The organism is Streptosporangium sp. NPDC050284 (assembly GCF_044459525.1).
Classification (GTDB): domain Bacteria; phylum Actinomycetota; class Actinomycetes; order Streptosporangiales; family Streptosporangiaceae; genus Streptosporangium.
In genome coordinates this window covers 700,063-724,637 of sequence record NZ_JBITIZ010000001.1, presented here as the reverse complement: position 1 = coordinate 724,637, position 24,575 = coordinate 700,063, and the positions used below count along the sequence as shown (strand labels likewise).

The 24,575-nt window shown below is 69.8% G+C and carries 17 protein-coding genes, 4 tRNA genes and 1 riboswitch; of the genes, 12 read left to right on the top strand and 9 right to left on the bottom strand.

Going from position 1 to position 24,575, the window contains the following annotated elements; genetic code table 11:
• Positions 1-87 precede the first annotated feature (87 nt).
• From ACIBH4_RS03095 to ACIBH4_RS03070, 6 genes are all read right to left on the bottom strand, one after another.
• On the bottom strand, positions 88-1,239 hold the full coding sequence (locus ACIBH4_RS03095; protein WP_362505289.1) for a mechanosensitive ion channel domain-containing protein: 1,152 nt from the start codon (positions 1,237-1,239) through the stop codon (positions 88-90).
• A gap of 60 nt (positions 1,240-1,299) precedes the next feature.
• Positions 1,300-2,295: a ribonucleotide-diphosphate reductase subunit beta gene (locus ACIBH4_RS03090; RefSeq protein ID WP_362505286.1), complete on the bottom strand. Its 996-nt coding sequence runs from the start codon at positions 2,293-2,295 to the stop codon at positions 1,300-1,302.
• Positions 2,296-2,357: 62 nt separating this feature from the next.
• Entirely contained in the window at positions 2,358-4,778 is a 2,421-nt protein-coding gene (locus ACIBH4_RS03085; protein WP_362505283.1) for a ribonucleoside-diphosphate reductase subunit alpha, read from the bottom strand.
• 115 nt (positions 4,779-4,893) lie between these two features.
• Positions 4,894-5,095: riboswitch (cobalamin riboswitch) on the bottom strand.
• A gap of 4 nt (positions 5,096-5,099) precedes the next feature.
• Positions 5,100-6,116, bottom strand: coding sequence for a tripartite tricarboxylate transporter substrate-binding protein (locus tag ACIBH4_RS03080; protein ID WP_362763257.1), 1,017 nt, complete (start codon positions 6,114-6,116; stop codon positions 5,100-5,102).
• A 91-nt stretch (positions 6,117-6,207) separates the two neighbouring features.
• A complete protein-coding gene (glmS, locus tag ACIBH4_RS03075; protein WP_362505277.1) occupies positions 6,208-8,028 on the bottom strand; it encodes a glutamine--fructose-6-phosphate transaminase (isomerizing) in 1,821 nt (606 codons plus the stop codon).
• 53 nt (positions 8,029-8,081) lie between these two features.
• Positions 8,082-8,357, bottom strand: coding sequence for a hypothetical protein (locus ACIBH4_RS03070; protein ID WP_362505274.1), 276 nt, complete (start codon positions 8,355-8,357; stop codon positions 8,082-8,084).
• 153 nt (positions 8,358-8,510) lie between these two features.
• Here ACIBH4_RS03070 and ACIBH4_RS03065 point away from each other — a divergent pair, with 153 nt between their 5' ends.
• The 5 genes from ACIBH4_RS03065 to ACIBH4_RS03045 all read left to right on the top strand — a co-directional run bounded on the left by ACIBH4_RS03065 (position 8,511) and on the right by ACIBH4_RS03045 (position 11,219).
• Positions 8,511-10,727, top strand: a complete 2,217-nt coding sequence (locus ACIBH4_RS03065; protein ID WP_362763260.1) for a peptidoglycan recognition family protein — start codon at positions 8,511-8,513, stop codon at positions 10,725-10,727.
• Between the two features lie 90 nt (positions 10,728-10,817).
• A tRNA-Gly gene (locus ACIBH4_RS03060) sits at positions 10,818-10,889 on the top strand.
• Between the two features lie 25 nt (positions 10,890-10,914).
• A tRNA-Cys gene (locus ACIBH4_RS03055) sits at positions 10,915-10,985 on the top strand.
• Between the two features lie 74 nt (positions 10,986-11,059).
• A tRNA-Gly gene (locus tag ACIBH4_RS03050) sits at positions 11,060-11,131 on the top strand.
• 13 nt (positions 11,132-11,144) lie between these two features.
• Positions 11,145-11,219, top strand: a tRNA-Val gene (locus tag ACIBH4_RS03045).
• A gap of 192 nt (positions 11,220-11,411) precedes the next feature.
• Here the strand turns inward: ACIBH4_RS03045 and ACIBH4_RS03040 are convergent.
• Both ACIBH4_RS03040 and ACIBH4_RS03035 read right to left on the bottom strand, forming a co-directional pair.
• A complete protein-coding gene (locus ACIBH4_RS03040; protein WP_362763263.1) occupies positions 11,412-13,157 on the bottom strand; it encodes a lectin in 1,746 nt (581 codons plus the stop codon).
• Between the two features lie 167 nt (positions 13,158-13,324).
• Positions 13,325-16,246 (bottom strand): lectin, encoded by a 2,922-nt coding sequence (locus ACIBH4_RS03035; protein ID WP_362505265.1) that lies wholly within the window; start codon positions 16,244-16,246, stop codon positions 13,325-13,327.
• A gap of 776 nt (positions 16,247-17,022) precedes the next feature.
• Between ACIBH4_RS03035 and ACIBH4_RS03030 the strand changes: the two genes are divergently transcribed.
• From ACIBH4_RS03030 to pcp, 7 genes are all read left to right on the top strand, one after another.
• Positions 17,023-17,454 (top strand): PPOX class F420-dependent oxidoreductase, encoded by a 432-nt coding sequence (locus tag ACIBH4_RS03030; protein ID WP_362505262.1) that lies wholly within the window; start codon positions 17,023-17,025, stop codon positions 17,452-17,454.
• An 85-nt stretch (positions 17,455-17,539) separates the two neighbouring features.
• On the top strand, positions 17,540-18,064 hold the full coding sequence (locus ACIBH4_RS03025) for an NUDIX hydrolase (RefSeq protein WP_362505259.1): 525 nt from the start codon (positions 17,540-17,542) through the stop codon (positions 18,062-18,064).
• Between the two features lie 296 nt (positions 18,065-18,360).
• Positions 18,361-19,248, top strand: a complete 888-nt coding sequence (locus ACIBH4_RS03020; RefSeq protein ID WP_362505256.1) for a hypothetical protein — start codon at positions 18,361-18,363, stop codon at positions 19,246-19,248.
• 32 nt (positions 19,249-19,280) lie between these two features.
• Complete coding sequence (locus tag ACIBH4_RS03015) at positions 19,281-20,228, top strand: hypothetical protein (RefSeq protein WP_362505253.1); 948 nt, start codon at positions 19,281-19,283, stop codon at positions 20,226-20,228.
• A gap of 116 nt (positions 20,229-20,344) precedes the next feature.
• On the top strand, positions 20,345-22,198 hold the full coding sequence (locus tag ACIBH4_RS03010; protein WP_362763265.1) for an endonuclease/exonuclease/phosphatase family protein: 1,854 nt from the start codon (positions 20,345-20,347) through the stop codon (positions 22,196-22,198).
• Between the two features lie 28 nt (positions 22,199-22,226).
• Positions 22,227-22,763: a DUF393 domain-containing protein gene (locus ACIBH4_RS03005; protein ID WP_362505247.1), complete on the top strand. Its 537-nt coding sequence runs from the start codon at positions 22,227-22,229 to the stop codon at positions 22,761-22,763.
• Positions 22,760-23,386: a pyroglutamyl-peptidase I gene (gene pcp / locus ACIBH4_RS03000; RefSeq protein WP_362505244.1), complete on the top strand. Its 627-nt coding sequence runs from the start codon at positions 22,760-22,762 to the stop codon at positions 23,384-23,386. The genes ACIBH4_RS03005 and pcp overlap by 4 nt, the downstream gene beginning before the upstream one ends.
• A gap of 114 nt (positions 23,387-23,500) precedes the next feature.
• Here the strand turns inward: pcp and ACIBH4_RS02995 are convergent, their stop codons facing one another.
• Positions 23,501-24,547, bottom strand: coding sequence for a hypothetical protein (locus tag ACIBH4_RS02995; RefSeq protein ID WP_399171358.1), 1,047 nt, complete (start codon positions 24,545-24,547; stop codon positions 23,501-23,503).
• Positions 24,548-24,575 lie beyond the last annotated feature (28 nt).

Here is a 24,575-nt window from a genome sequence, read left to right as displayed (position 1 = left end):
GGGTCCTGCTGACCTGCGGACTCCGGCGGCCCCGGTGGAGCTCCCTGAAACAGAACAAACCGGATGCCCTGGCGCCTGCCTGTCGCCTCAGACCGGATCCGGCTGGTCTCCGTCCCGCTGGGCGAAGCCGTCCCGCTCGCGGGCGTCCCCGCCCAGGCCCCGCGACATGAGCCCCGCGCCCATCAGGCCGGTGAGCGTCCCGGGAACGGTCGCGGAGGGGGGCGGGGTCTCGACCCGGAAACGGGGCAGCGCCTCGGGATACCTGTCGCGGACGAAGGCCACCATGTGCTCGCGCATGTCGCACTTGAGATCCCAGGCGCTGGCGGAGTCGGCGGCGCTCATCAGCGCGCGCAGCTCAAGCAGCCCGTTGGGAAGGGTGTCGGTGACCTGCAGGGTCCAGTCCTTCTGGTCCCAGAGCGGGTGCTCGCGCAGGGCCCGGTAGAGCTCGGCGCGCAGCTCGTCCACCGGCACCGACCAGTCGACCCGGATCATCACGTGACCGATCACCCGGCTGCTGTGCCGGGTCCAGTTCTCGAACGGGTTCGCCGTGAAGTAGGAGACCGGCAGGACGAGCCGTCGCTCGTCCCACAGCCGCAGCACCACGTAGGTCAGGCTGAGCTCCTCGATTCGGCCCCACTCCCCCTTCACCACCACGACGTCGTCCAGGCGGAGCGCGTCGCTGAAGGCCAGCTGCAGCCCGGCGAGCATGTTTCCCAGGGTCGACTGGGCGGCGATGCCGACGACGACCCCGGCGATACCCGCCGAGGCGAGAAGTCCGGCTCCCAGCGCCCGCACCTGCGGGAAGGTGAAGAGCATCGCGCCCAGAGCCAGCACGATGATCACCGCGGAGGCGACCCTGCGGACCAGGGTGATCTGGGTGCGGATGCGGCGGGCTCTGCGGTTGGCCTCGCCCTCGACGGCGATCAGGCGTTCCAGGACCACGTCGGTGACCGCGTAGGCTGCCTGGATGATCAGCCAGGTGGCGCACCCGATCATCGCCAGGCTGAGAGCGCGGTCGATCACCTGGCCGAGCGAGCCCTCCGCCATGCCCGGTTCGTAGATGGTGTGGGCCGTCGCCACGACGGCCGTGGCGAACCCCGGCCAGGTGCAGCGGTGCACGAGCGGACCGGCGAGGACCCATCTCTCGCCGATCAGCCGCGAGCGCAACACCCGTCGCACCACCTCCACCGCCACGACGGCGGCGACGATGGAACCGATCATGATGATCCAGCTGGACACGTGAGGCGTCCCCCTCGTCGTCTCTCTGCCCCGTCGTTCTCTTCCCGGACCGACAGCTAATCAGAAGGATTCGTCGAACGTGACATTCCCTTCGACGGCTATCTGGTAGGCGGAAACCCGGCGTTCGAAGAAGTTGGCCAGCTCCTGCACGTCCTGCAACTCCATGAACGCGAACGGGTTGGCCGTGCCGTACCTGACGGGCATCCTGAGCCTGACCAGGCGCTGGTCGGCCACGTACTCCAGATAGCGGCGCATCTGGTCCACGCTCATCCCGAGCAGGCCGTCACCGCACAGGTCGGCCGCGAAGGCCAGCTCCGCCGCGACCGCCTCCTCGATCATCCGGGTGACCTGCTCGACGAGCTTGTCGTCGAACAGGTCCGGCTCCTCGGCCCGTACGGTCTCCACGACACCGAAGGCGAACTCCATGTGCATGGACTCGTCGCGGAAGACCCAGTTCGTCCCGGTGGCCAGGCCGCCGAGCAGGCCCCGGGAGCGGAACCAGTAGACGTAGGCGAAGGCCCCGTAGAAGAACAGCCCCTCGATGCACGCCGCGAAGCAGATCAGGTTGAGCAGGAACGCCCGCCGGTCCTCCCGCGTCTCCAGCCGGGTCAGCCCGCCGAGCGAGTCGATCCAGCGGAAGCAGAACTCCGCCTTGTCGCGGATCGAGGGGATGTGCTCGACCGCGGCGAACGCCTTGACCCGCTCGTCGGGATCGGGCAGGTAGGTGTCGAGCAGGGTGAGGTAGAACTGGACGTGCACCGCCTCCTCGAACAGCTGCCTGCTGAGATACAGGCGCGCCTCGGGGGCGTTGAGGTGCTGGTAGAGGTTGAGGACGAGGTTGTTGGCCACGATCGAGTCGCCGGTGGCGAAGAAGGCCACGAGACGGTTGATCAGGTGACGCTCCTCGGGCGTCATCCTCGCCAGGTCCGCCAGGTCGGAGGTGAGGTCCACCTCCTCGACCGTCCAGGTGTTGCGGATCGCGGCCCGGTAGCGCTCGTAGAACTCCGGGTAGCGCATCGGCCGCAGGGTGAGATCCATGCCGGGGTCGAGCAACATCGGCGCATCGCCTTTCTGAGGGCTTCTGAGGACTTCTGAGGTCTTTCGCAGACCGGAGACGGCTACTGGCAGGCGTCGCAGTACTCGGGGTTCTCCAGGGAGCAGGCGACGGCCTCGGACACGACCTCGGGCACCGCCCCGGGCACGACCTCGGGCACGGCCCGCTCCGCCGGGGCCGCCACGGTGGCCTGCGCGATCCGGGTGGCCGGGCGCGAGCGCAGGTAGTAGGTGGTCTTCAGGCCCGACTTCCACGCGTAGGCGTACATCGAGGAGAGCTTGCCGATGGTCGGCGTGGCCATGAAGAGGTTCAGCGACTGCGACTGGTCGATGTACGGGGTGCGCGCGGCGGCCAGGTCGATCAGCGCCTTCTGCGGCAGCTCCCAGGCGGTCCGGTAGAGCAGCCTCAGGTCGGCGGGGATCTCGGGGATGTCCTGGACCGAGCCGTCGGCGCGCTTGATCGCGTCGCGGATCGGCGCCGTCCACAGGCCGCGGGCCTGGAGGTCACGGACGAGATAGCGATTGACCTGGAGGAACTCCCCCGAGAGGGTCTCGCGCTTGAAGACGTTGGAGACCTGCGGCTCGATGCACTCGTAGCAACCGGCGATGGAGGCGATCGTGGCCGTCGGCGCGATCGCGATCATCAGCGAGTTGCGCAGGCCGGTTTCCGCGATCCGCTCCCTGAGCTCCGTCCACGCGGCCGACGTCGCGGCCCCGTAGTGGTCGGGGTGCAGCACCCCGGTGGCGGCCCTGGTCTCCTCGTACGAGGGATGGCGGCCACGCTCGACGGCCAGGTCCGAGGAGGTCCGGTAGGCGGCGAGCGCGATCTCCTCGGAGATCCGGGTGGACAGCTCCAGCGCGCGCGGCGAGTCGAACGGCAACCGCAGCGTGAACAGCACGTCGGCCAGGCCCATCAGGCCGAGCCCGATCGGACGCCACCTCTGGTTGGCGGCCCTCGCCTCGGGGGTCGGGTAGAAGCCCAGGTCGATGGTTCGGTCGAGGAACCGCACCGCGGTACGGACCGTCGCGCGCAGCCGCGCCCAGTCGATCCCGTCCTCGAGGTCCCCTGACAGGTGGGCGGCGAGGTTGATCGAGCCGAGGTTGCAGACGGCGGTCTCGGCGTCGCCGGTGACCTCGAGGATCTCGGTGCAGAGGTTCGACAGGTGAATGACGTTCTGGGGCATCGCCGTCTGGTTTGATGTCCGGTTCGCCGCGTCCTTGAAGGTCATCCAGCCGTTGCCGGTCTGGGCGAGCGTGCGCATCATCCGCCCGTACAGGGTGCGGGCGGGAATCCGCCGGGTGAAGCGGCCCTCGGCCTCGGCGGCCCGGTAGGCGTCGTCGAACGCGGCGCCGTACAGGTCGGTGAGGTGCGGGACCTCCTTGGGGTCGAACAGCGACCAGGGGCCGTCGGCCTCGACCCGGCGCATGAACTCGTCGGGGATCCAGTTGGCCAGGTTCAGGTTGTGCGTGCGGCGGGCCTCCTCGCCGGTGTTGTCGCGCAGTTCCAGGAACTCCTCGACATCGGCGTGCCAGGGCTCCAGGTAGACGCAGGCCGCGCCCTTGCGGCGGCCTCCCTGGTTCACCGCGGCGACACTGGAGTCGAGCGTGCGCAGCCAGGGCACGATGCCGTTGGAGTGGCCGTTGGTGCCCCGGATCAGCGAGCCCCGCGAGCGGACCCTGGTCCAGGCGATCCCGATGCCCCCCGCGTACTTCGACAGCCGCGCGACCTGCCCGTAGCGCTCGTAGATGGACTCCAGCTCGTCGCGGGGCGAGTCGAGCAGGAAGCACGAGGAGAGCTGGGGCCTGCGCGAGCCCGAGTTGAACAGCGTGGGCGAGCTGGGCAGGTAGGACAGGGTGGCCATGAGCGCGTACAACTCGGCGGCCTCCTCGACGGTCTCGGCCAGGCCGCAGGCCACCCGCAGGAAGAAGTGCTGCGGGCGCTCCAGGACCTTGCGCGTCCGCGGGTGGCGCAGCAGGTAGCGGTCGTAGACGGTGCGCAGCCCGAAGTACTCGAACCTGGCGTCCGCCTCCGGATCGACCAGCGCGTCCAGGACCGCGGCGTGGGTGGACACGAACCTCGCGAGTCCGTCGGCGATCAGCCCCGCCTCGTGGGTCGCGGCGACGGACTCGGAGAAGGTACGGACGCCGTGCTCGGCGGCCTCGTCGGCGATCAGCTCGGCCAGCATCGCGGCGGCGACCCTGGAGTTCTCCGGATCGGTGATCACCCGGGCGGCGGCCTCGTCGATGGCCAGCCTGCGGCCGTCCGCGGCGCTCCCGGCGCTCAGGGCGCCGTCGTCGCCCGGCGCGGCCACCGCAGCGCTCTCGGTGTTCCCGGTGTTCCCGGTGTTCCCGGCGCTCCCGGCGCTTCCGGTGTTTCCCGCGCCGCCATGGCCCAACGCGGCCACCACCGCACCTTCGACGCCGCTGTCGCCCGTCGCGGTCGCCGCCGTGCTCCCCGTCGCGGTCTCCGCCAATGCCTGTGTCACGTGGTGCCCCTCGCTCGATCGGACTCGCCCCCACGGCTCCGCCGGATGGGCACGCGTCCGCGAGCGATCCCGGGCACGCCGGATCGCCTCGTTCCGCGAGCCCTCCCACGAGGCCCTGGACATTCACGTCACCGGCAGGTCTTCGGACTCACGGGCGCAATGCGCATGCCTACCGGCCGTCGCTTCCCAGGCGTGGATCGCCCAGTGCTCAATGACGGCTTTCGTTCCCGTTCACCGCTGCGGGGCAGTCCCGGAATCTCACCGGGTTCCCTCTTGCCTCGCCCCCCTCGGGGCGAACCAGCAACGAGCAGGATCCTACATCTAGGGGCGCCTGACGCAACTACCCCAACAAGTTGTGTCGGAGGACTTCAGCAGACCGAGCTCGTGAAGCACACCGCGGGCGCGGGCCGTCTCGGTGGAGAGCCACTGGCGAAAGTCGTCGCCGCTGAGATAGACCCGGCTCCAGCCGTGGGCCGCGCACAGGGAGCGCCAGCCTGGCGCGGCGTCGAGCCTGTCGCACAGGGCGATCGCGGCGTCCCTGTCCTCCGGGCTCATGTCCTTGGGCCCCAGCAGGCCGCACCAGTCGCTGTACTCCAGCCGGACGTCGACCTCCCTGAGCGTCGGCGCGTCGATCCCGTCGATCCGGTCACCGGAGGAGACCGCCAGGGGCCGCAGACGGCCCGCGGCGATCTCGGACCGCAGGGCACGCGCCGATCCCAGCAGGGCCGCCACCTGGCCCACCTGGAGCCCCTCCACCGCGTCCTCGGGGGTGAGGTATCCGGCATACTCCAGCAGCCGGGCGTCCACCCCGAGGCACTTGCCGATCATGCCGTAGAGCACGTGCTCGGAGCCTCCCTCCGGACGACCGCCGACCGCGAGCCCCGCCGGGTTCCGACGCAGCCGCGCGGCGAAGTCCTCGAAGGTCAGCAGGCGGGAGTCGGAGGGGACGACCAGGACCGACCAGTCGCCGACCAGGCGGGCGATGGGGGTGGCGGCGTTCACCACGGCGACGGTGTTGGCGATCTCCGCGGCGGCCACCATCGGCATCGCGGTGACGAGCAGCCTGCCCTCTCGCGCGAAGGGGCCGTGGAAGGCGCCGAACGCGTCGCGAGGGGCGGAGCCCAGGGCGCCGCCCCGCTCGACGGCCATCGCGGTACGCGCCAGTCCCGCCTGGACCACGACGGTCGCCAGCCTGCCCGCGATCCTGTCCCAGCCATGGCCGTCGGCGGTCGGTTCGAGGACGAACAGGCGCTTCACCACCGAGCCGGCGCCGTTCGCGCCGCACCCCGCGGCGACCAGCACCCCCGCCGCCAGCGCGAAAAACCCCCTACGGCGCATAAGCGCCCCTTCCCCCAAGAACCCCCTATACCAGAGGTTAGTACCTCATCACTATCCGTGATGAGACGGGGGGAGGGGAAGGGCGCGGGGCTCACTCCACCGTGACGCTCTTGGCCAGGTTCCTGGGCTTGTCGACGTCGCGCCCCAGGGCCACGGCCGCGTGGTAGGCGAAGAGCTGCAGCGGGATCGAGAGCAGGATCGGGTCCAGCTCGGTCTCGTTCTTGGGCACCACGACACAGTCGTCGGCGAGCTTGGGGTCGGCGCCGCGGTGGCCCACCATGAGCACCCGGCCGCCCCGGGCGCGGATCTCACCCAGCGTGGTGAGATTCTTGTCCAGCAGCTCGTCGTCGGGGACGATCGCCACCGTCGGCATGTCCGGGCCGATCAGCGCCAGCGGCCCGTGCTTGAGCTCGCTCGCCGGATAGGCCTCGGCGTGCACGTACGAGATCTCCTTGAGCTTCTGCGCGCCCTCGCGGGCCACCGGATAGCCCCTCACCCGGCCCACGAACATCATGCTCGGCGACTCGGCGTACTTGCCTGCCAGCTCCTTGAGCTGCGGCTCCAGCGCCAGGATCTCCTTGATCTGGTCAGGCAGCCTGCGCAGGCCGTCGCAGATCCTGCGGCCGTCGGCGGGAGACAGGTCACGCACCCGGCCCAGGTGCAGCGCGAGCAGCGCGAAGGCCACGGCGGTCGAGGTGAACGCCTTGGTGCTCGCCACCGAGACCTCGGGGCCCGCGTGCAGATAGAGGCCGCCGTCGCACTCGCGGGCGATCGCGCTGCCCACCGTGTTGACGATGCCGAGCACCCGGCCGCCCTTGCGCTTGAGCTCCTGCACGGCGGCGAGGGTGTCGTAGGTCTCGCCCGACTGGCTGATCGCCACATAGAGGGTGTCGGCCTCCACCACCGGACTGCGGTAGCGGAACTCGCTCGCCGGCTCCGCGTCGGCGGGGATGCGCGCCAGTTCCTCGATGAGCTGCGCGCCGATCTGGCCCGAGTAGTACGCGGAACCGCAGCCGATGACCTTCACTCGGCGGAACGAGCGGCTCTCCCGCGCGTCCATGTTGAGACCGCCCAGATGGGCGATGTGGAAGCGGTCGTCCAGCCGCCCGCGCAGCGTCCTGGCCACCGTGTCGGGCTGCTCGGAGATCTCCTTGAGCAGGTAGTGCTCGTAGCCGCCGGTGTCGTAGTGCCCGGCCTCCCAGTCGACGGTCAGCGTCTCCTTGGCCGTCTCCCGCGCGTCGCTGGCGAAGGTGTTGAACCCGTCGGCCCGCAGCACGGCGATCTCGCCGTCCTCCAGGTGCACCACCTGGCGCGTGTAGCGGACCAGCGCGGCCACGTCGGACGCGGCGAACATCTCCTTCTCGCCGATGCCCAGCACGATGGGACTGCCGTTGCGCGCCACGACCACCTCGCCGGGACGCTCGGAGTCGATCACCGCGATCCCGTACGTGCCGACGACCCGCTTGAGCGCGGTCCGCACGGCCTCCTCCAGCGAGTCGGCCTCCTTGACCGTACGGGCGATCAGGTGCGACAGCACCTCGGTGTCGGTCTCCGACAGGAAGATCGCACCGTCGGCCTCCAGCTTGGCGCGCAGTTCGTCGGCGTTCTCGATGATGCCGTTGTGCACGACGGCGATGCGCTCGTCGGTGGACAGGTGCGGATGGGCGTTGACGTCGCTGGGCGCGCCGTGGGTGGCCCAGCGGGTGTGACCGATACCCAGGCCGCCCTTGAACCGCGCGGGCACGACCGCAGCCAGGTCGGCCACCCGGCCCTTGACCTTGCGCATCTTGAGGCCCTTGTTGGAGATCACCACACCGGCCGAGTCGTAGCCCCGGTACTCAAGACGCTGCAGGCCCTCCAGCAGAATGGGCGCCGCGTCCTTGGGCCCTACATAGGCCACGATTCCGCACATGTAACCGCTCCTTATTCATGAACATCACTAAACGATCGAGGTGCCGTCGCCTGCTACCCGTAGACGATCCGGCGAAGCTGTCGCAGGGAGAGTTCGGGTGCCGCGACACGGCGTACCGCCAGCTCGGCGGCGACCCTGGGGAAGATCTCGTCGTTGACCAGCCCCCTGGCCCTGAGCTCCGCGTGGCGCCGCCGGACGAACTCGTCGGCGGACTCGGAGAAGTAGGCCAGCACGTCCGCGACGACCCGCGCCGCCTCGCCGGGACCGAGCGCGCTCGTCCGGGTCAGGTGGGTGATCAGATCCTCATGCGGATTCCGTGCCGTGGACACAGATCAGGACCATACGCATCCCGGAGGGACCACACCAAGTTTCCTGCCCGATTTCGGGCAGAGAATCTCCTCAACATCACAACCTCACCACAATGCGCGACAGTCGGTAATCTCTGATAACTCTAGGTAGTTGCCAGAGGGGGAGGAACCGCCATGCGCCGCCTGCCAGGGATCACCGTCGTCACCGCTCTCGCCGTCCTCGCCTCGGTCGCCCCCGCGCAGGCGGCACGTCCCGGGGGTCGGCCGGCGCCCTGGACGCCCTCGCCCCTCTCCGGGACCTCCACACCGTCCGGCACGGCGACGGCGACGGCGGGAACGAGGGCGCGGTCCGGCAGGCAGGCCGCCTTCACCAAGGCCGCACGGACGTACGGGGTGCCACAGAGCGTGCTGCTCGCGGTCTCCTACCTGGAATCCCGCTGGGAGGGCCACGGCGGGCGGCCCAGCGTCTCCGCGGGGTACGGCCCGATGCACCTGGTCGACGGCCGAGCCGCACCCGGACGGCCCCACGGCGCCGGGGAGGACCCGCGCGGCGACGAGACCCGGCCTCGCGTGATCGCCGTTCCGTCCGTCGTGAAGGAGCGGCCGCGAGACACCCTGCGGCGGGCCTCCGAGCTGACCGGCCTGCCCCCCGACCGGCTGCGCGAGGACGCCTCCGCCAACATCATGGGCGGCGCCGCGCTGCTCGCCGACTACCGGCGCCGTGCCGGCGGGGGCCCTCGCGACGACCCGGCCGGCTGGTACGAGGCCGTCGCCCGCTACCCCGGCACCCGGGAGAGAGGCGCGGCGGGAGAGGATGCCTCGCTCTCCTTCGCCGACGAGGTCTACGCGACGATCAGGGCCGGTGCCGCACGGGTGACCGACGACGGCGAGCGGGTGGCCCTCCCCGCCACACCCGACCTGCCCACGCCCCCCGCGCCTCCTGCGCCTTCTACACCTTTTGCGCCTTCCGCGCCCTCCACGCCGCCTTCCGTGTCTCCCGCGTCGTCTCCCGCGTCCCTCGCGGCCTTCGCGCGGCCCGCCCCGGCTGAGCCCTCGAGACCGTCCGAGCCGCGAGCGCCGCTCCCCCTGGAACGGCGCGCCTCGCCCTCCGAGCCACCCTCCGCGTCACCCACCCCCACCCCCACCCCCACTCCGGTCCCCACCCCGGCGCCCAGCCCCGTCAAGAAGATCGCCATGGTGCCCGCTCCCGGACCCGACTGCCCGAAGAACGTCTCCTGCGAGTGGCTCCCCGCCGCCTACGAACGGCTCCCCGGCGGCGGGTACGGAAATCACGACCGCTCCGACGGCCCTCGGGAGATCGACTACATCGTGATCCACGACGGGGAGACGAGTTACGACGCGATGACCCGCCTGGTCAAAGACCCCACCTATCTGAGCTGGCACTTCACCATCCGCTCCGCCGACGGCCACATCGCCCAGCACCTGCGGGCCAGGGACATCGGCTGGCACGCGGGAAACTGGTACGTCAACTCCCGTTCCATCGGCCTGGAGCACGAGGGCTATCTGGCCAAGGGCGGCGCCTGGTACACCGAGGCGATGTACCTCGCCTCGGCCAGGCTGGTCCGCCACCTCGCGGCCAAGTACGACATTCCCCTCGACCGGGCCCACATCCTGGGGCACGACAACGTGCCGGGCACCACCCCGGAGACCGTAGGAGGCATGCACGAGGACCCCGGCCCCTACTGGGACTGGGCCCACTACTTCGAGTTGCTCGGCAGGCCGCTGCGCGCCTCGGGTGGCGACGCCGCGCGCTCGGTGCTGATCAGGCCCGACTACGGCACCAACAGACCGGGATTCACCGGCTGCGGCGGGGGGTGCCGTGACCTGGGCGCCGCCTCGGTCTGGCTGCGCACGCGCCCTTCCGCCACCGCGCCGCTGGTCAAGGACATCGGCAAGCACCCCACCGGCGACTCCACGTACAGCGTCTACGATCACGCCGCCCGCGCCTCCACCGGCCAGCGGTACGCGCTCGCCGAGCGCAGGGGCGACTGGACCGCGATCTGGTACCTCGGCCAGAAGGCGTGGTTCCACGACCCGGCCGCGGCCCCCACCTCGGTGCGCGCGTCCGGCCCTCTGGTGACGCCCAGGCCGGGCCGTTCCCCGGTCAAGGTGTACGGCAGGGCCTATCCGCAGAAACCCGCCTACCCGAAGAGCGTCCCCGCACAGACCCTGACCCCGCTGCAGTACTCGATACCCGCCGGGCAGGCCTACAGCTCCGGCCCGGCGACACGGGGCTCGTACCTCAGGGCGGCCTCCTTCGACCCGTCGGAACACCGCGTCGTCACGGGCGACGCCCGCTACCGGCAGATCCAGTTCGGGCACCGGATCATGTTCGTCCGGGCCTCCGACGTCCGATCGGTCACCGGATGAGGCTCTCCGATGATCCGGCTCGTTGCGCACATTCGCCCTGCGGAGGCGCTAGAGTTTTCACGTGCCCCGGAGCCGTTTCCCGGGGATCACGCGGAAGTGGCTCAGTGGTAGAGCATCACCTTGCCAAGGTGAGGGTCGCGGGTTCGAATCCCGTCTTCCGCTCCGGCGGGCCTCCAGGGGCCTGACCGGTGGAGTGGCCGAGAGGCGAGGCAACGGCCTGCAAAGCCGTCTACACGGGTTCAAATCCCGTCTCCACCTCAACGCACGACCATCGGACCCTCCGGGATCCGGTAAAGTAGTGCGAGCGCCGAGGGGAAACCCGAAGCGAATACGCGGAAGTGGCTCAGTGGTAGAGCATCACCTTGCCAAGGTGAGGGTCGCGGGTTCGAATCCCGTCTTCCGCTCTGATTCACCCGAGGACGATTAGCTCAGCGGGAGAGCGCTTCCCTGACACGGAAGAGGTCACAGGTTCAATCCCTGTATCGTCCACCATCTCCCATGGAATCCATGGGTTGATCAAGTCAAATGGCCGCCAAAATCCCAGCTCAGGGACGTTGGCGGCCTTCTGCTTTCTACAGCTGACAGCCGCGCCCCGTCTCGCCGGATCAGTCGGCCCCGTCCAAGGACGCCCCTGGAGCCGGCCCGCCGAGGGCGGACCGGCTCCGGAGTCACGTCACATCACGGTCATACCCGGTTCCATCTCTGGCTGGTGCTGCCCTGGCAGGTCCAGATGTGCGCCCTGGTGCCGTTGGCCGTGCCGGAGTTGGACACGTCCAGGCACTTGCCGCTGCCGATCGCGGTGATCGTGCCGTCCGAGTTGAAACGCCACTTCTGGTTGTTCTGACCGTTGCAGTCCCAGATGATCAACACCGTGCCGTTCGCGGTCCCGGCCCCGTTCACGTCCAGGCACTTGTTGCCGTACACCCGCAGCTCGCCCGAACTGGTCGAGGTCCACCGCTGGTTGGCCTGGCCGTTGCAGTCCCAGATGTTCACCGCCGCACCGTTGCTCTGCGAGGCGCCGCTGACGTCCAGGCACCGGTTCGACGCCACCCCGCGCAACGCGCTCGTGCTCGCGGTGGGCGTCGGGGTCGGGGTCGGGGTCGGAGTTGGCGTCGGGGTCGGGGTCGGGGTGGTCAGTTCCTTGATGCGGATGTTGCGGAACGCCGCCACGTCGCCGGACCCGTGGTTCTGGATGCCGATGTAGCCCTGCTGGAGCGAGCGGACCGGGTCGGTGTTGGTGAAGTCGTTGATCTTCGTGCCGTTCAGGAAGACCTGCAGCCGCTCACCCTCCACCAGCAACTCGTAGGTGTTCCACTGGCCCGGCGGGTTCAGCGCAGCGTCACGTGCGGCGATGTCCGCCGCCTTGAAGCCGTAGATCGCCCCCGTCGTCTTGTCAGCGCTGTCGGTCGCGTCGATCTGCACCTCGTGTCCGGTGTTGAGCGCCGCGTTCGGGTCACTGGTGGCCGGGAACCCGACGATCACCCCCGAGTTGGAGTCGCCGGTCAGTCTCCAGTCGAGCTTGAGCGAGTAGGAGCCGAACTCCTTGGCGCTGTACCAGAGCATGCCCATGCCACCCTGGGAGCTCAGCGTGGCGTTGCTGTTCGCGAACGATCCCGGACCGGCCTGCGACCAGCCCGTCGTCGACCCGTTGTACAACGCCGTGTAGCCGGTCTCCGGGCGGCAGTCGGCGTTGACCGCCTTGGCCGCGTACCGGATTCCGCCCAGCAGCAGCGTGCGGAAGTTCGAGTCCGAGTACGACGCCTGGGTGTGCCCCAGTCCGGTGTAGAACGAGCGGCCGGAGGCCTGGGGACGGCACCAGGTGATCGGGTGGTCACCCATGCCACCGCCGCTGTAGCTGCTCTCGTCCAGGTTCTGCAGGACCCGCACGTTCGGACGGGGGTTGCTCCGATAGCTGTACCACTCGTCGGACCGGGACCATGTCGTCCCCAGATGGGCGGTCGCGGCGTGCGCCCGGTCCTCGTTCCGCACCGTCGCCTGCTGGATCGCCGGATGGCTGTTGAACCAGGCACCCACCAGCTGCCCGTAGTACGGCCAGTTGTACTCGGTGTCGGCGGCCGAATGGACTCCCACGTATCCGCCGCCGCCGTCCACGTACGACTGGAAGGCGTTCTGCTGGGTGTCGTTCAGCACGTCACCGGTGGTGTTGAGGAACACCACCGCCTTGTACTGGGCGAGGTTGGACCCGCTGAAGGCGTTGGAGTCCTCGGTCGCGTCCACGGTGAAGTCGTTGGAAGCCCCCAGGTCGCGGATGGCCTGGATACCGACGGGGATCGCGTCGTGCCGGAACCCGGCCGTCTTGGAGAAGACCAGCACCTTGAAGGCGGCGGCCTGGGCGGGGACGGCGGGGACCATCATCGTGGCGGCGGCGGCGGTGAGCGCCACCGCGGCGGCCGAGAGGCGTCGCAGCACAGGTGTCCTCCGGTCGCCGCCCGCGGCGGATGTCAGATGTCGAAGCATGGGTGTCCTTCCATCGTGGCGCCCGGCGAGGCCTTTTCGGCGATGAGCCGGGCCGCGCCGGGCGCCACATCGATGAGGTGCTCGTGAAGTGGTCGGGGTCGCGTAGGAGGCGGACCGCCTCAGACGCGGTTCCATCTCTGGCTGGTGCTGCCCTGGCAGGTCCAGATGTGCGCTCTGGTGCCGTTGGCGGTACCGGAGTTGGACACGTCCAGGCACTTTCCGCTACCGATCGCGGTGATCGTGCCGTCCGAGTTAAAGCGCCACTTCTGGTTGTTCTGACCGTTGCAGTCCCAGATGATCAACACCGTGCCGTTCGCGGTCCCGGCCCCGTTCACGTCCAGGCACTTGTTGCCGTACACCCGCAGCTCACCCGCACTGGTCGAGGTCCACCGCTGGTTGGTCTGGCCGTTGCAGTCCCAGATGTTCACCGCCGCACCGTTGGTCTGCGAGGCGCCGCTGACGTCCAGGCATCGGTTCGACGCCACCCCGCGCAACGCGCTCGTGTCCCCGGAAGGCGTCGGCGTCGGCGTCGGGTTGGGCGTCGTGCCGGTGCCGAAGGTGAAGGCGTCCAGGTCGAACAGGTAGCCCTGACCGGTCGCGCCGCGGAAGACGAGGTACAGCGTCGTGGCGCCGCTCGGCCCGCCGCTGATGTTCGCCGAGACGTTGGCGAAGGTCTCCCAGCTACCGGTGCTCGTGACGTTCACCGATCCCAGCAGCGTGCCCGTGGCCGAGCCCGCCCGTACCTCGATCCGGCCGCCCGCGCCCGCCGAGGACACCCGCGCGGTGAAGCTCGTGACGTTGCTCAGGTTGTACGGCTGGAAGGAGATCCAGTCACCGTCGTCGACGAAGCCCGCGGTCTTGCCGCCCTCGGCGCTGGTGTGGTCCGCCGTCTGCACGCCCTGCTGGGCACCGAAGTGCTCGGCCTGCCGGTGCCGTGGCTGCAGCGTCCGGCTGCTGGTGGCGGTCAGACCGCCCCCGTCGGTGTAGGAGGCCACGAAGACACCGAAGATGTTCGCCGCGGAGTCGTGCTCGCCGTCGACCGGCACCGCGATGGAGCCGCTGCAGCCGTTCCTGGAGGTGATCTGGTGAGCGTGGCTGTCATGGCCGAGCGAGTAGGTGACCGTCACCTTCGAACAGTCGATCGTGCCGTCCTCGGGGTCGCTCACGCTGACCTGGAACGGCACCGTGTCGCCGAAGGAGAACAGCTGACCGTCGCCCGGCGACGTGAGCGTGACCGACGGGGCGGTGTTGCCGACGGTCACGCTGACACTCGCGCCTCCGGTCAGCCCCTGCGGGTCGCGCACGGTGAGCGTGACGGTGTACGAACCGTTGGTGGTGTAGGTCTTGGTCGGGTTGGCGGCGGTGGAGGTGGTGCCGTCGCCGAAGTTCCACGAGTACGTCAGCGCGCCGCCCTCGGGGTCGGAACTGCCCGACGAGGAGAAGTTCACCGTCAGCGGAGCCGCTCCCGAGGTCTTGTCGGCCGAGGCCCTCGCGATCGGGTTGCGGTTGGCCGCCTGGCCGATGTACTCGATCCGGTAGAGCGCCTGGTTGTTGTTTCCCGTGCCGTAGTCCAGCACGTACAGCGCTCCGTCGGGACCGAAGGCCATGTCCATCACCTGCGTCCCCGACCACGGGAACGAGGAGATCTCGCCGTAACCGCCGTCGCTCTTCACCTCGATGGCCTTGATCCAGCGGCGGCCGTACTCGCCGGCGAAGAACCGTCCGTTGAGCGACTGGGGGAACTTGACGCTTGAGTTCAGGTTCGCGTCGTACCGGTAGACCGGGCCGCCCATCGGCGACTCCGAGCCGCCGCCGAACTCCGGCGGCGAGCCGGAGTCACCGGCGTACTTGATCCACGCCGGCTTGGCCGGGGGCAGCGTGGTCAGTCCGGTGTTGCGGAAGGAGTTGTTGGTCGGGCCTCCCGAGCAGTTGTACTTCGCACCGGTGCTGTTGGAGGCGAAGTTCCACTCGTTGTAGGTCTCGTTGGTGGTGTTGCTGCCCGTGCAGTACGGCCAGCCGTAGTTGCCGGCGGAGGTGATGCGGTTGAACTCCACCTGACCGCTCGGTCCCCGGTTGGAGTTGGTCGACCCCGCGTCCGGCCCGTAGTCGCCCAGGTAGACGACGCCGGTCGCCTTGTCGACGCTCATCCGGAACGGGTTGCGCAGACCCATCGCGTAGATCTCCGGCCGCGTCCCCGACGTCCCCGGCGCGAACAGGTTGCCGCTGGGGATCGTGTAGGTGCCGTCCGCCTGCGGCTTGATCCGCAGCAGCTTGCCGCGCAGGTCGTTGGTGTTGCCGGCCGAGCGCTGGGCGTCGTACTGCGGGTTGCGGTTGGTCCGCTCGTCCAGCGGGGAGTAGCCGCTCGACTCGAAGGGGTTGGTGTCGTCGCCGGTGGTCAGGTACAGGTTGCCCTGCGCGTCGAAGTCGATGTCACCGCCCGCGTGACAGCACTGACCACGGTCGTTGGCGACCCGCAGGACCACCTTCTCGCTGGCCGTGTCGAGCGTTTCATCCGATTTGAGGGTGAAACGGGACAGGTAGAACTCGCCCTTCCACTGGTCGAACTGCGCCTGGGTGCCGGTGGCCGGGGCGTCGCCGTTCGGCGTGCTCAGCCGGGGTGAGTAGTACAGCCAGACGTACCGGTTCGTGGCGAAGTTCGGATCGACTCCGACTCCCTGCAGGCCCTCCTCGTCATGGGTGTAGACGTTGAGCCTGGCGGACACCTTCGTGTTGCCGTTGACGTCGGTCACGCGCAGTGTGCCGTCGCGGGCCGTGTGGAGGACCGATCGGTTCGGCAACACGGCCAGTGACATCGCCTCGCCGATTTCGTTACCGCCCGACGCGAGTGAGATCTGCTGGTAGTCGGACGCCGGGATGTTCAGCGCGAGCGCCTGGGACGACGAACCCGCTCCGTTGACGCCGGATGATGACGCGTGCAGGGCCGGGGTGGCCGCGAGGGTGGAGGTGACGGGGGCGACGAGGGTGAACGCCGCGGCCAGCAACCCGGCGACGATACCGGTCAGGACCGGTCTGCGCGCCATGGCAGGCGAAGATGGTTGCACGGTGGTTCCTTCGGGGGGTGGGGGGTGTGGGTCAGGTCACGCCCTCCGCCTCAGGTGGGTGACGCCCTCCCGAGGTGGAGACCGTCGCCGAACGGGAAGACGTGCGGCGGCGGCCGGCTGCGCGGATCCAGGTCGGGGATCGTCCGGATCATGCCGTTCCGTGGCATGGTGACCGCGATCGGCGGAGCGGCGGAGGCGGCCTCCCGGCCATCACGACACCGATGGGGACGGCCACGCCGGGCCAGGGCGGGCCTCGGCCGCAGGGCTCGTTCGATCGGTCACGTGCTTCTCCCAGGATGGTGCGCCTCACCGGTGACACCACGAAAGAAGGCATGGTGCGGCGAGGTGGTGAATGTCGACATGGCCGATCACGACGTGGAGGGCGCGAAGCGTCCCCACATCCCGCTCATGTGATCCAGCCGCGGAGGCACCGGAAGGATCACCCCTGGGACCTCACTACCCATTACGTTCCGGGCGCTTATCCCCGTCAAGACTTTAAGCCTACTTATTTCACAAATAGCACACCGCCGTTCCGGCCGTGGTGAGCCGTTTTCCGCTCCTACCTGGGACGATGTCCGTCCTGCGGTTACCTGAGCCGACCGGCCCGCATGAAACGTTCAGATGTGTCGTACTGATAGGAGGTCTTCGATCTCGGCGAAGCACCTCCGTGCCCTCCCCCCGGCGAAGCGTCCCCGCCCCCTCGGCCCCGCATCGCGGGGGAATAATCGGCATCCGGTCGCGCCTTGGCCCTGAACATGACCGCCACACCATTCGATCCGCGCGCGCTGCTCACGGAAAGCCGCCTCGGCGTCCTCGCGACGATCAAGACCGACGGCCGCCCTCAGCTCTCCCCCGTCATGCCCTTCTACGACCCGGAGGCCAAGGTCGTCTACGTCTCGATGACCGAGGGACGCGCCAAGACGGCGAACCTGCGTCGAGACCCGCGCGCCACGCTGGAGGTGACCGCCCCCGACGGTCTGGCATGGGCCACCGCCGAGGGCACGGCGACACTCACCGGGCCGGGAACCGATCCGCACGGCCCCGAGGTCGAGGCACTGGTGCGCTATTACCGCCTCGCCGCCGGCGAGCACCCGGACTGGGACGAGTACCGGGCGGTGATGGTCTCCGACCGCCGGGTGCTCATGGTCATGACGGTCGACCACGTGTACGGCGAGAGGATCGGCTGACGGCGTCCGGAGGAAACGCCGAACGTCTCGGGCCGCGCCCTCGGTAGCGTGGGCGAGATCAGGTAACACGCTGGGAGCACACCGCATGCGCTGGCAGGTCCACTCAGAAGAACCTCTCTACACCGATCGGTGGCTCGATGTCCGGGTCGCGGACGTGGAACTTCCCGACGGCAGGCGCCTGGACTACCGGCTGATCCGTACCGCGCCGGGGGCCGGAGCCGTCGTCACCGACGATCGGCGGCGGGTGCTGCTGATCTGGCGGCATCGCTTCATCCCCGACTCGTGGGGCTGGGAGATTCCCATCGGCGGGATCGAGGACGGCGAGGAGCCGGCGACGGCCGCCGCACGCGAGTTCGAGGAGGAGACCGGATGGCGGCCTGGACCGCTGCGCCCGCTGCTGCGTGTCCAGCCGAGCAACGGGCTTTCCGACTCGGTCCACCACATCTTCCGCGCCGACGGCGCCGTCCACATCGGCCCGCCGACCGACCCGTGGGAGGCCGAGCGCGTCGAGTGGGTGCCACTCGCCGATGTCCGCGACATGGTCGGCAGGGGCGACGTCACGTGCGGCACCAGCATGGCCGCGCTGCTCTACGTCCTCACCGATCCGTAGGACATGAAGCGATCCGTAGGACGCGAAGCGATCCGCCTCCCGGGCCGGCTCTCGACGGCCGCGACCACTTCAAGGCTCCTACCTGCCCGTCTACCAGAACGTCCACCGAGACGGATCCGCCTCAACTCCCGGTCGGCCCGGGAGGACACCCCTTCCCACCTGGGGCGATCTCCGGACAATCATCCCGATCTTCTTTTCGGCACGCGATACTTGATGATAGGGAGCACCATGTAAGGAGGCATGACCTGAAACATGGTTAATCGCTATGCTTTTGAAACACGGCAAAGGGGGCGCCTGTGCAGCGCGTGGTGGTCGATCCTGAGGTGCCCGGGGAGGTCGCCGACCTCTTCCGCCAGAACGGCCCGTTGCTTTACCGCCTCCGCACCAAACGCCCGCCCAGGGACGTGGACGCCCCCAGGGTTCCGGGAGTGCTCATCGGCTTCTTCGGCGGATCGGTCGCTCTCACGGGGGGCGGCCTCCTCGCCGTCGGCGCTCCGATCCCCCAGGCCGTCGTCCTGCTCATCCCGCTGATCATCTTTTATCTCTTCATCCTCGGGGTGGTCTACCTCGCCAGGAAGCCCTCTCCCGCCGACTCCGTCGAGCGGCTCCTGTACGCGCACTCGCGGCACTGGCACGGGCGCTTCCTGATCCTGGAGGACTTCGACTACGACGCCAGACATCTGCTCGGCCGGGTCCAGAGGGCGATCGACCACATCCTGCGCTCGCGGGTCAACGCGATGGGCATGCTCGACAGCGTGCGCAACTCGGTGATGCTCCCCGCCGAGGAGTGGGAGATCGCCCGGCTGCTGAACAAGCTCTCCTCGCTGCGGGCCAAGCACCGCCACCTCGCCAAGGGCGGCAGGAGCCCCGAGGTGCTCGCGGCCATGGCGCCGCTGGAGCGGGCGCTGGCCGCGAGCGAGGCCGCCGTACTCGCGCGGGTCGAGGCCCTGGAGCGCTACGCGGGCCACGTCTCCGACGCCGAGCGGGCGCTGCGCGCCCAGGGGCAGATCGAGGTCCTGCGGGCGCATCTGCCGGAGTACGAGCAGCTCGTCGCCGAGACGGGCGCGGCCAGATTCTCCGGGCCGGAGATCAGGCATCTCAGCGGCGACGCCGACATGCTTCAGCGAGCGCTCCGCGAGAGCGTACGCTCGGCACACGAGGCTTTCCGCCATCTCGACAGCTGACGTCAAATGTGATCGAACGGAGGGACGAGCCTGTGCGGTCAGTGGTGGTCGATCCTGAAGTTCCCCCCCGGACCGCCGACCTGTTCCGCCGGCACGCGTCGATGTTGTCGCGCATCCGCGCCGGTTGGACCCCTGAGCCCTCGCCGCCCAACTCCCGCCTGACCGGACGCTTCCTGAACGCCGGCGGAGGGGTGGCGGCGCTCTTCCTGGTGTGCCTGATGTTCCTCGCCGACGTCGGGCAACTGCTGTTCTTCATGCTCTCGCTGCTCGTCTTCGTGGTCTTCGTCGGCCTGCTGGCCGCCCGCGAGCCCGCGGAGCCCGAGACGGTCGAGCAGGAGCTCTACCGCGAGGCCCGCTGGTACGAGGGCCGCTACCTGCTCCCGGCCGAGGACTTCGACTACGGCGCCGGGCAGTTGCTCGACCGGACCCAGCAGGCGATCGACTACATCCTGCGCTCGCGCGTCAACGCGGCGGGCATGCTCGACAGCGTGCGCAACTCGGTGATGCTCCCCGCGCAGGAGTGGGAGATCGCCCGGCTGCTGAACAAGCTCTCCACACTGCGAAACGAGCACCAGGAGTTCGTGTACGGCGGGAGCACTCCGGAGTTGGCCGCCGCCATGGCGCCGCTGGAGCGGGCGCTGGCCGCGAGCGAGGCCGCCGTACTCGCGCGGGTCGAGGCTTTGGAACGCTACGCGAGCCATGTGGCCGACGCCGAGCGGGCGCTGCGCGCCCATGACCAGATCGAGGCGCTTCGCGCGCGGCTCCCCCGCTATGAGGAACTGCTCGCGGAGTCCGGCGCCGACGCCTTCGCCGTACCGGAGATCGGGAGGCTCACCGAGGACGCCGGTCAGCTGGAACAGGCGTTGCGCGACAGTGTCCGCTCCGCGCACGAGGCGTTCCGCCACCTCGACGCCTCCGCCTCTCCTCCCGCGGACCCGGCTTCGCCCGGGGATTCGCCGGAGGAGCCCTCGGCTCGCTGAGAGACTCCGGCTCCGGCGAGGTCGTCTCCCACCCGGGGTGCGGCGCTTCGGGCAGGTCTCGCCCTTGTCATAGGGCACGAAGAAGGCGAGGATAGCTCGCGTTCTTGGGAGGTAGCATGCGGATCCGCCTGGACGTGACCCTCGGCGTGGTCGTGCTCGTCGACGTGCTCCGGGTCTTCCTGCCATCGCTGATCACGCTCTTCGGCCGGGCGGGAAGCACCCCGGCGGAGATGATGGGCCTGTTCGCCGTCTCCTGGTTCGTCCTGGCCTTTCTGACCGTACCGCTCGCCAGATTCGTCCGCCCTCCGCTGATCGCCCTCGGCGCCGCGGGCCTGCTGTTCCTCTCCCGGCTCGCGCTCCAGCTCACCGACGGCGGGGGGCCTCAGCTGTACGTGGCCGGTCTCGGTCTGCTCGCCGGGCTGGTCTGGCTGGTGGCGATCGCGATGAGCGGCATCGACGCCCGGCCCGTGATGGGCGGGGTGATCACCGGCCTGGCCGCCTCCACGGTGATCCACGCGGCGCTCGACGGCATCGACCTGATGTGGCGTCCTGGAGCGGTCCCGTGGCTGCTGCTGGTGGTGGAGCTCCTGCTCTTCTGCGCGTTCACGGTCCGGGCCGAACCCCCGGACGAGGAGTACTCCGGGGCTCCCCGCGCCTGGCTGACGCTCGGCCCCGCCCTGCTGCTCTGGGGCCTCTACACCGGCAACACCGCGCACGCCCAGGCGGCGACCGTCTCCGCGCAGCAGGCCGCCGCCGTGATCGTGGCGGCGTTCGCGGTGGTGTCGGCGGCGCCCGCCGCGCTGCCGGTGCTGCGCCGCCCGCTCCTGCCCGCGGTCGCCCTGGTGGCCTCGGCGGTGGCGTTCACGCTGGGCAGGGCCACCGTGGACGGCGTTCACGGGGTGGCGCCCGGCTGGACGATCGTCGCGCAGATCGTCGGGCAGGTCGCGCTGGGGGCCTGCCTCGCGCACGCCGCGACGACCTTCGGCCGGGATCGGCCGGCCCGGCGGGGCCTGGCGACGGCCGGGGGGATGCTGCTGTTCGTCATCTTCGTCTTCGGCTACTACGCCGCCTACGACCTCTACCTGCCCAACGCGTGGGTACCGATCTGCGCGGCGCTCGTCGTCGCGTTCGGAGGCGTGACGGGAAGCGCGGGCCTGCCGCGCCGCTCCTACGACCGGCGGTTCGCGGCGGCCGCCGTCGCCGCGGTCGCGCTGGTGGCGGCCGTTCCCCTGTGGCAGGGTACCCACCCCGGCTGGAAGGGCCCAGAGGACGGACTGCGGATCGCGGCGTACAACATCAGGATGGGCTACGGCGAGTCCGGCAGGCTCTCCCTGGAACAGCAGGCCGACGCGCTCAGGGAGCTGAGACCGCACGTGGTGGTGCTGAGCGAGGCCGACAGGGGCTGGTTGCTCAACGGCGGCCACGACGGGGTACGGCTGATCGCCGAACGCCTGGGCATGCACTACATCTGGGCACCGGCAACCGACGAGGTGTGGGGCGACGCCCTGCTCACCGCGCTGCCGATCACCTCGATCAAAAACCACGTGCTCGTCCAGGGCGGCCCGACCGGCGCGCAGGCGCTGGAGGTCGGTCTGCGGTGGCAGGGCGAGGACGTCACCGTGATCGGCACCCACCTGCAGCCTCCGCCGGGCTGGCGCGAGCTCGACCAGGTCGAGCAGCTCGGGGAGATCGTCAGGAACGCCTCGAGGGGTGACACCCCGGTGATCGTGGCCGGTGACCTCAACCTCCAGCCCGGCGATCCGGCCTGGCGGGTGCTGACCGACGCCGGCCTCACCGACCCCTTCGCCCCGGTCAGGCCGTTCAACACCATCCCGTCCCGGAGCGGGCCCGCACAGCAGATCGACCACGTGCTCGTCACCCCGGGATTCACCGGAAAAGACCAGTCCAACCCCGATGTCCCGCACTCCGACCACCGTCCGGTCGCGGTCACCCTGGTCGCCGGGCCTTGATCGGGTCCTCCTGGGTAGTGTCAGGTGCATGACGGAAGAACCTGTACTGGTCTTCGACGGCGACTGCGGTTTCTGCACGACGAGCGTCCGGTTCGCCGAGCGCCGCATCGGGGTGCGCGCCCGGGTCGTCCCCTGGCAGTTCGCGGATCTCCGGGCGCTGGGTGTCACGCGCGAGCGAGCCGAGCGCGAGGTGCTCTGGGTCGAGAACGGCCGGGTGTACGGCGAGGCGCAGGCGGTGGCCAGGCTGCTGATCGCCGCCGGTCTCCCGTGGAGCCCGCTGGGGTTCGTGCTGCGGATCCCGCCGTTCCGGTGGGTGGCCCGGGGGGTCTACCGGCTCGTCGCCGCCAACCGTCACCGCCTGCCGGGCGGCACCCCCGCCTGCGCCCTGCCCTCGGAGCCCTCGAACTCCGGACCCGTGAGCTCCCCTCCCACAGGTTCTCCGTCCACGGGTTCCCCCACCTCGAACCCCGCGGCCCCGAACCCCGCGACCCCAGATCTCGCAGGCTCGGATCTCGCGACGTCGGCCCCTTCGGGCTCGGACCCCGCGGTCTCGGAGCACCGATGAAGGGCGTCCTGCTCGCCGGGCTGGAGCCGCTCGACGGCGCCGCGAACCCGTCGTGGGAGGCGATCGGGCTCGTACCCGGAGTGCGGACCGCGCTGCTCCCCTGCGCGTTCGGCGGGTCGCTGGAGCACCTGCGCGCGGCGGTGGTGGAGCACGATCCAGCGGTGGTCGTGTGCGTCGGGCAGGCCGGAGGGCGGCCCGACGTGACGGTGGAGCGGGTGGCCGTCAACCTCGACGACGCCTGCGTCCCCGACGGCACGGGCCGCCGGCCGATCGACGAGCCGGTGGTGCCCGGTGGTCCCGCCGCCTACTTCTCCACCCTGCCGGTGAAGGCGTGCGTGGCCGCGGCGCGGGCCGTCGGAGTCCCGGCGAGCGTCTCGCAGAGCGCCGGGACGTGCCTGTGCAACCATCTCTTCTACGGCCTCATGCACATGATCACCACCGAGCGGCCGGCGGTTCGCGGGGGCTTCGTGCACGTGCCGTTCAGCCCGGAACAGGTCCTGGGCGAGGCCATGCCCTCCATGCCCGTCACGCTGGTCGCCCAGGCGCTCACCGCGATCGCGACCACCGCCGTCTCCGTCTCCCTGGGCGGCGATCTCCGCCTGGTCGGCGGCTCCCCCCACTGAAAGGGCCCACGGTCTCCGAGCGGCACACCGTACGACCGCCTCCGGCGGCCTCGGGAAGATCGGGCACCGCGCCCTCGCAGCCCTGCGGAGACACCATGTCCTCGAAGCGGCTCCTCAGAGCGGCACGCCGTACACCACGCGACGGCCCACGAACTCGCTCACGCTCCACAGCGTCCTCTTGCCTCGGACACAGGTCAGATCCTCCGGGCCCACCGGATAGGGCCGCTTACGCACCGTGTCGCCGACCACGATCAGGGTGCCGTTCCTGGTGGAACCCGCGGCCTGGCTGAGATACCAGACGCCCTCGTAGGAGAGCGCGCCCTGGATCTTGTCCCCCGGCAGCGCGTAGGCGTCCATCGCCTGGACGACACCCCCGGCAGGGGCGTTCAACGTCCCCTCCGCGGTCAGCGGCCAGCGGGCGACCCGTCCGACCGTGCCCGCGGTGTCGACGTACTCGCCGGAGATCAGCACATCGGGATCGGTGCTGCGGTCGACGGCGGCGAAGGAGAAACGGACGCTGCCGCTGGTGGTGGTCCAGGCGTCGGTCTGCGGCATCACGTACCGGTAGCCGAACGCGTCGTACACGCCGGCCTTCCTTCCGATGGTCTCCGTACCGCTCCCGTTGATCTCGAAGATCTGCCGGGTGTCGAAGACCCGCAGGCCCCGGGTGGTGTCGGCGACGTACAACAGGTTGCCGTACCAGGCGACGCCGCCGGCGTGGATGTTGATCGGCGTGATGCCTCCGTCGGCTCCGGTCCGCACCAGCAGGACGTGCCGGTAGCGGAGCGTCGCGGGATTCACGAAGGTCAGGCGCACGCCCCTCTCCGCCCCCGACGACGGCGTGTGGTACCAGCTCACCACGAACGTGCTCCCGGTGATCCCGGCGTCGGAGGCGCAGGTCAGGCCCTGGGGATACCACTCCTTGGTGGCGTTGTCCCCGGCGTCGAAGGTGTACCAGTCAACCGGTTTCGGCTTCATCGTGCCGAACGCCCCGGTGCCGGCCGACCCCTTCCTGACCGTGACGCGGTTGGCCTTGGCCAGGACGGTGTCGAGTGATGCCCGCTTGAGGTCCTTCTCCAGAATCTTGATTCCGGCCGCGAGGCCGCCTCCGTCCCGCTTCAGCCCGAACGGCTCGGCCGATACGACCTTCATCTGACTCATGAGGGGGGTCTCTTCCTGTCCGGTTCCG

Bases quoted from the DNA above. Each gene is read 5' to 3' on its own strand.
- ACIBH4_RS03090 (WP_362505286.1), bottom strand. From the start codon at position 2,295: ATGTTGCTCGACCCCGGCATGGATCTCACCCTGCGGCCGATGCGCTAC.
- glmS (WP_362505277.1), bottom strand. From the start codon at position 8,028: ATGTGCGGAATCGTGGCCTATGTAGGGCCCAAGGACGCGGCGCCCATT.
- ACIBH4_RS03065 (WP_362763260.1), top strand. From the start codon at position 8,511: ATGCGCCGCCTGCCAGGGATCACCGTCGTCACCGCTCTCGCCGTCCTC.
- ACIBH4_RS02995 (WP_399171358.1), bottom strand. From the start codon at position 24,547: ATGAGTCAGATGAAGGTCGTATCGGCCGAGCCGTTCGGGCTGAAGCGG.
- pcp (WP_362505244.1), top strand. From the start codon at position 22,760: ATGAAGGGCGTCCTGCTCGCCGGGCTGGAGCCGCTCGACGGCGCCGCG.
- ACIBH4_RS03035 (WP_362505265.1), bottom strand. From the start codon at position 16,246: ATGGCGCGCAGACCGGTCCTGACCGGTATCGTCGCCGGGTTGCTGGCC.
- ACIBH4_RS03005 (WP_362505247.1), top strand. From the start codon at position 22,227: ATGACGGAAGAACCTGTACTGGTCTTCGACGGCGACTGCGGTTTCTGC.
- ACIBH4_RS03030 (WP_362505262.1), top strand. From the start codon at position 17,023: ATGACCGCCACACCATTCGATCCGCGCGCGCTGCTCACGGAAAGCCGC.
- ACIBH4_RS03010 (WP_362763265.1), top strand. From the start codon at position 20,345: ATGCGGATCCGCCTGGACGTGACCCTCGGCGTGGTCGTGCTCGTCGAC.
- ACIBH4_RS03025 (WP_362505259.1), top strand. From the start codon at position 17,540: ATGCGCTGGCAGGTCCACTCAGAAGAACCTCTCTACACCGATCGGTGG.
- ACIBH4_RS03080 (WP_362763257.1), bottom strand. From the start codon at position 6,116: ATGCGCCGTAGGGGGTTTTTCGCGCTGGCGGCGGGGGTGCTGGTCGCC.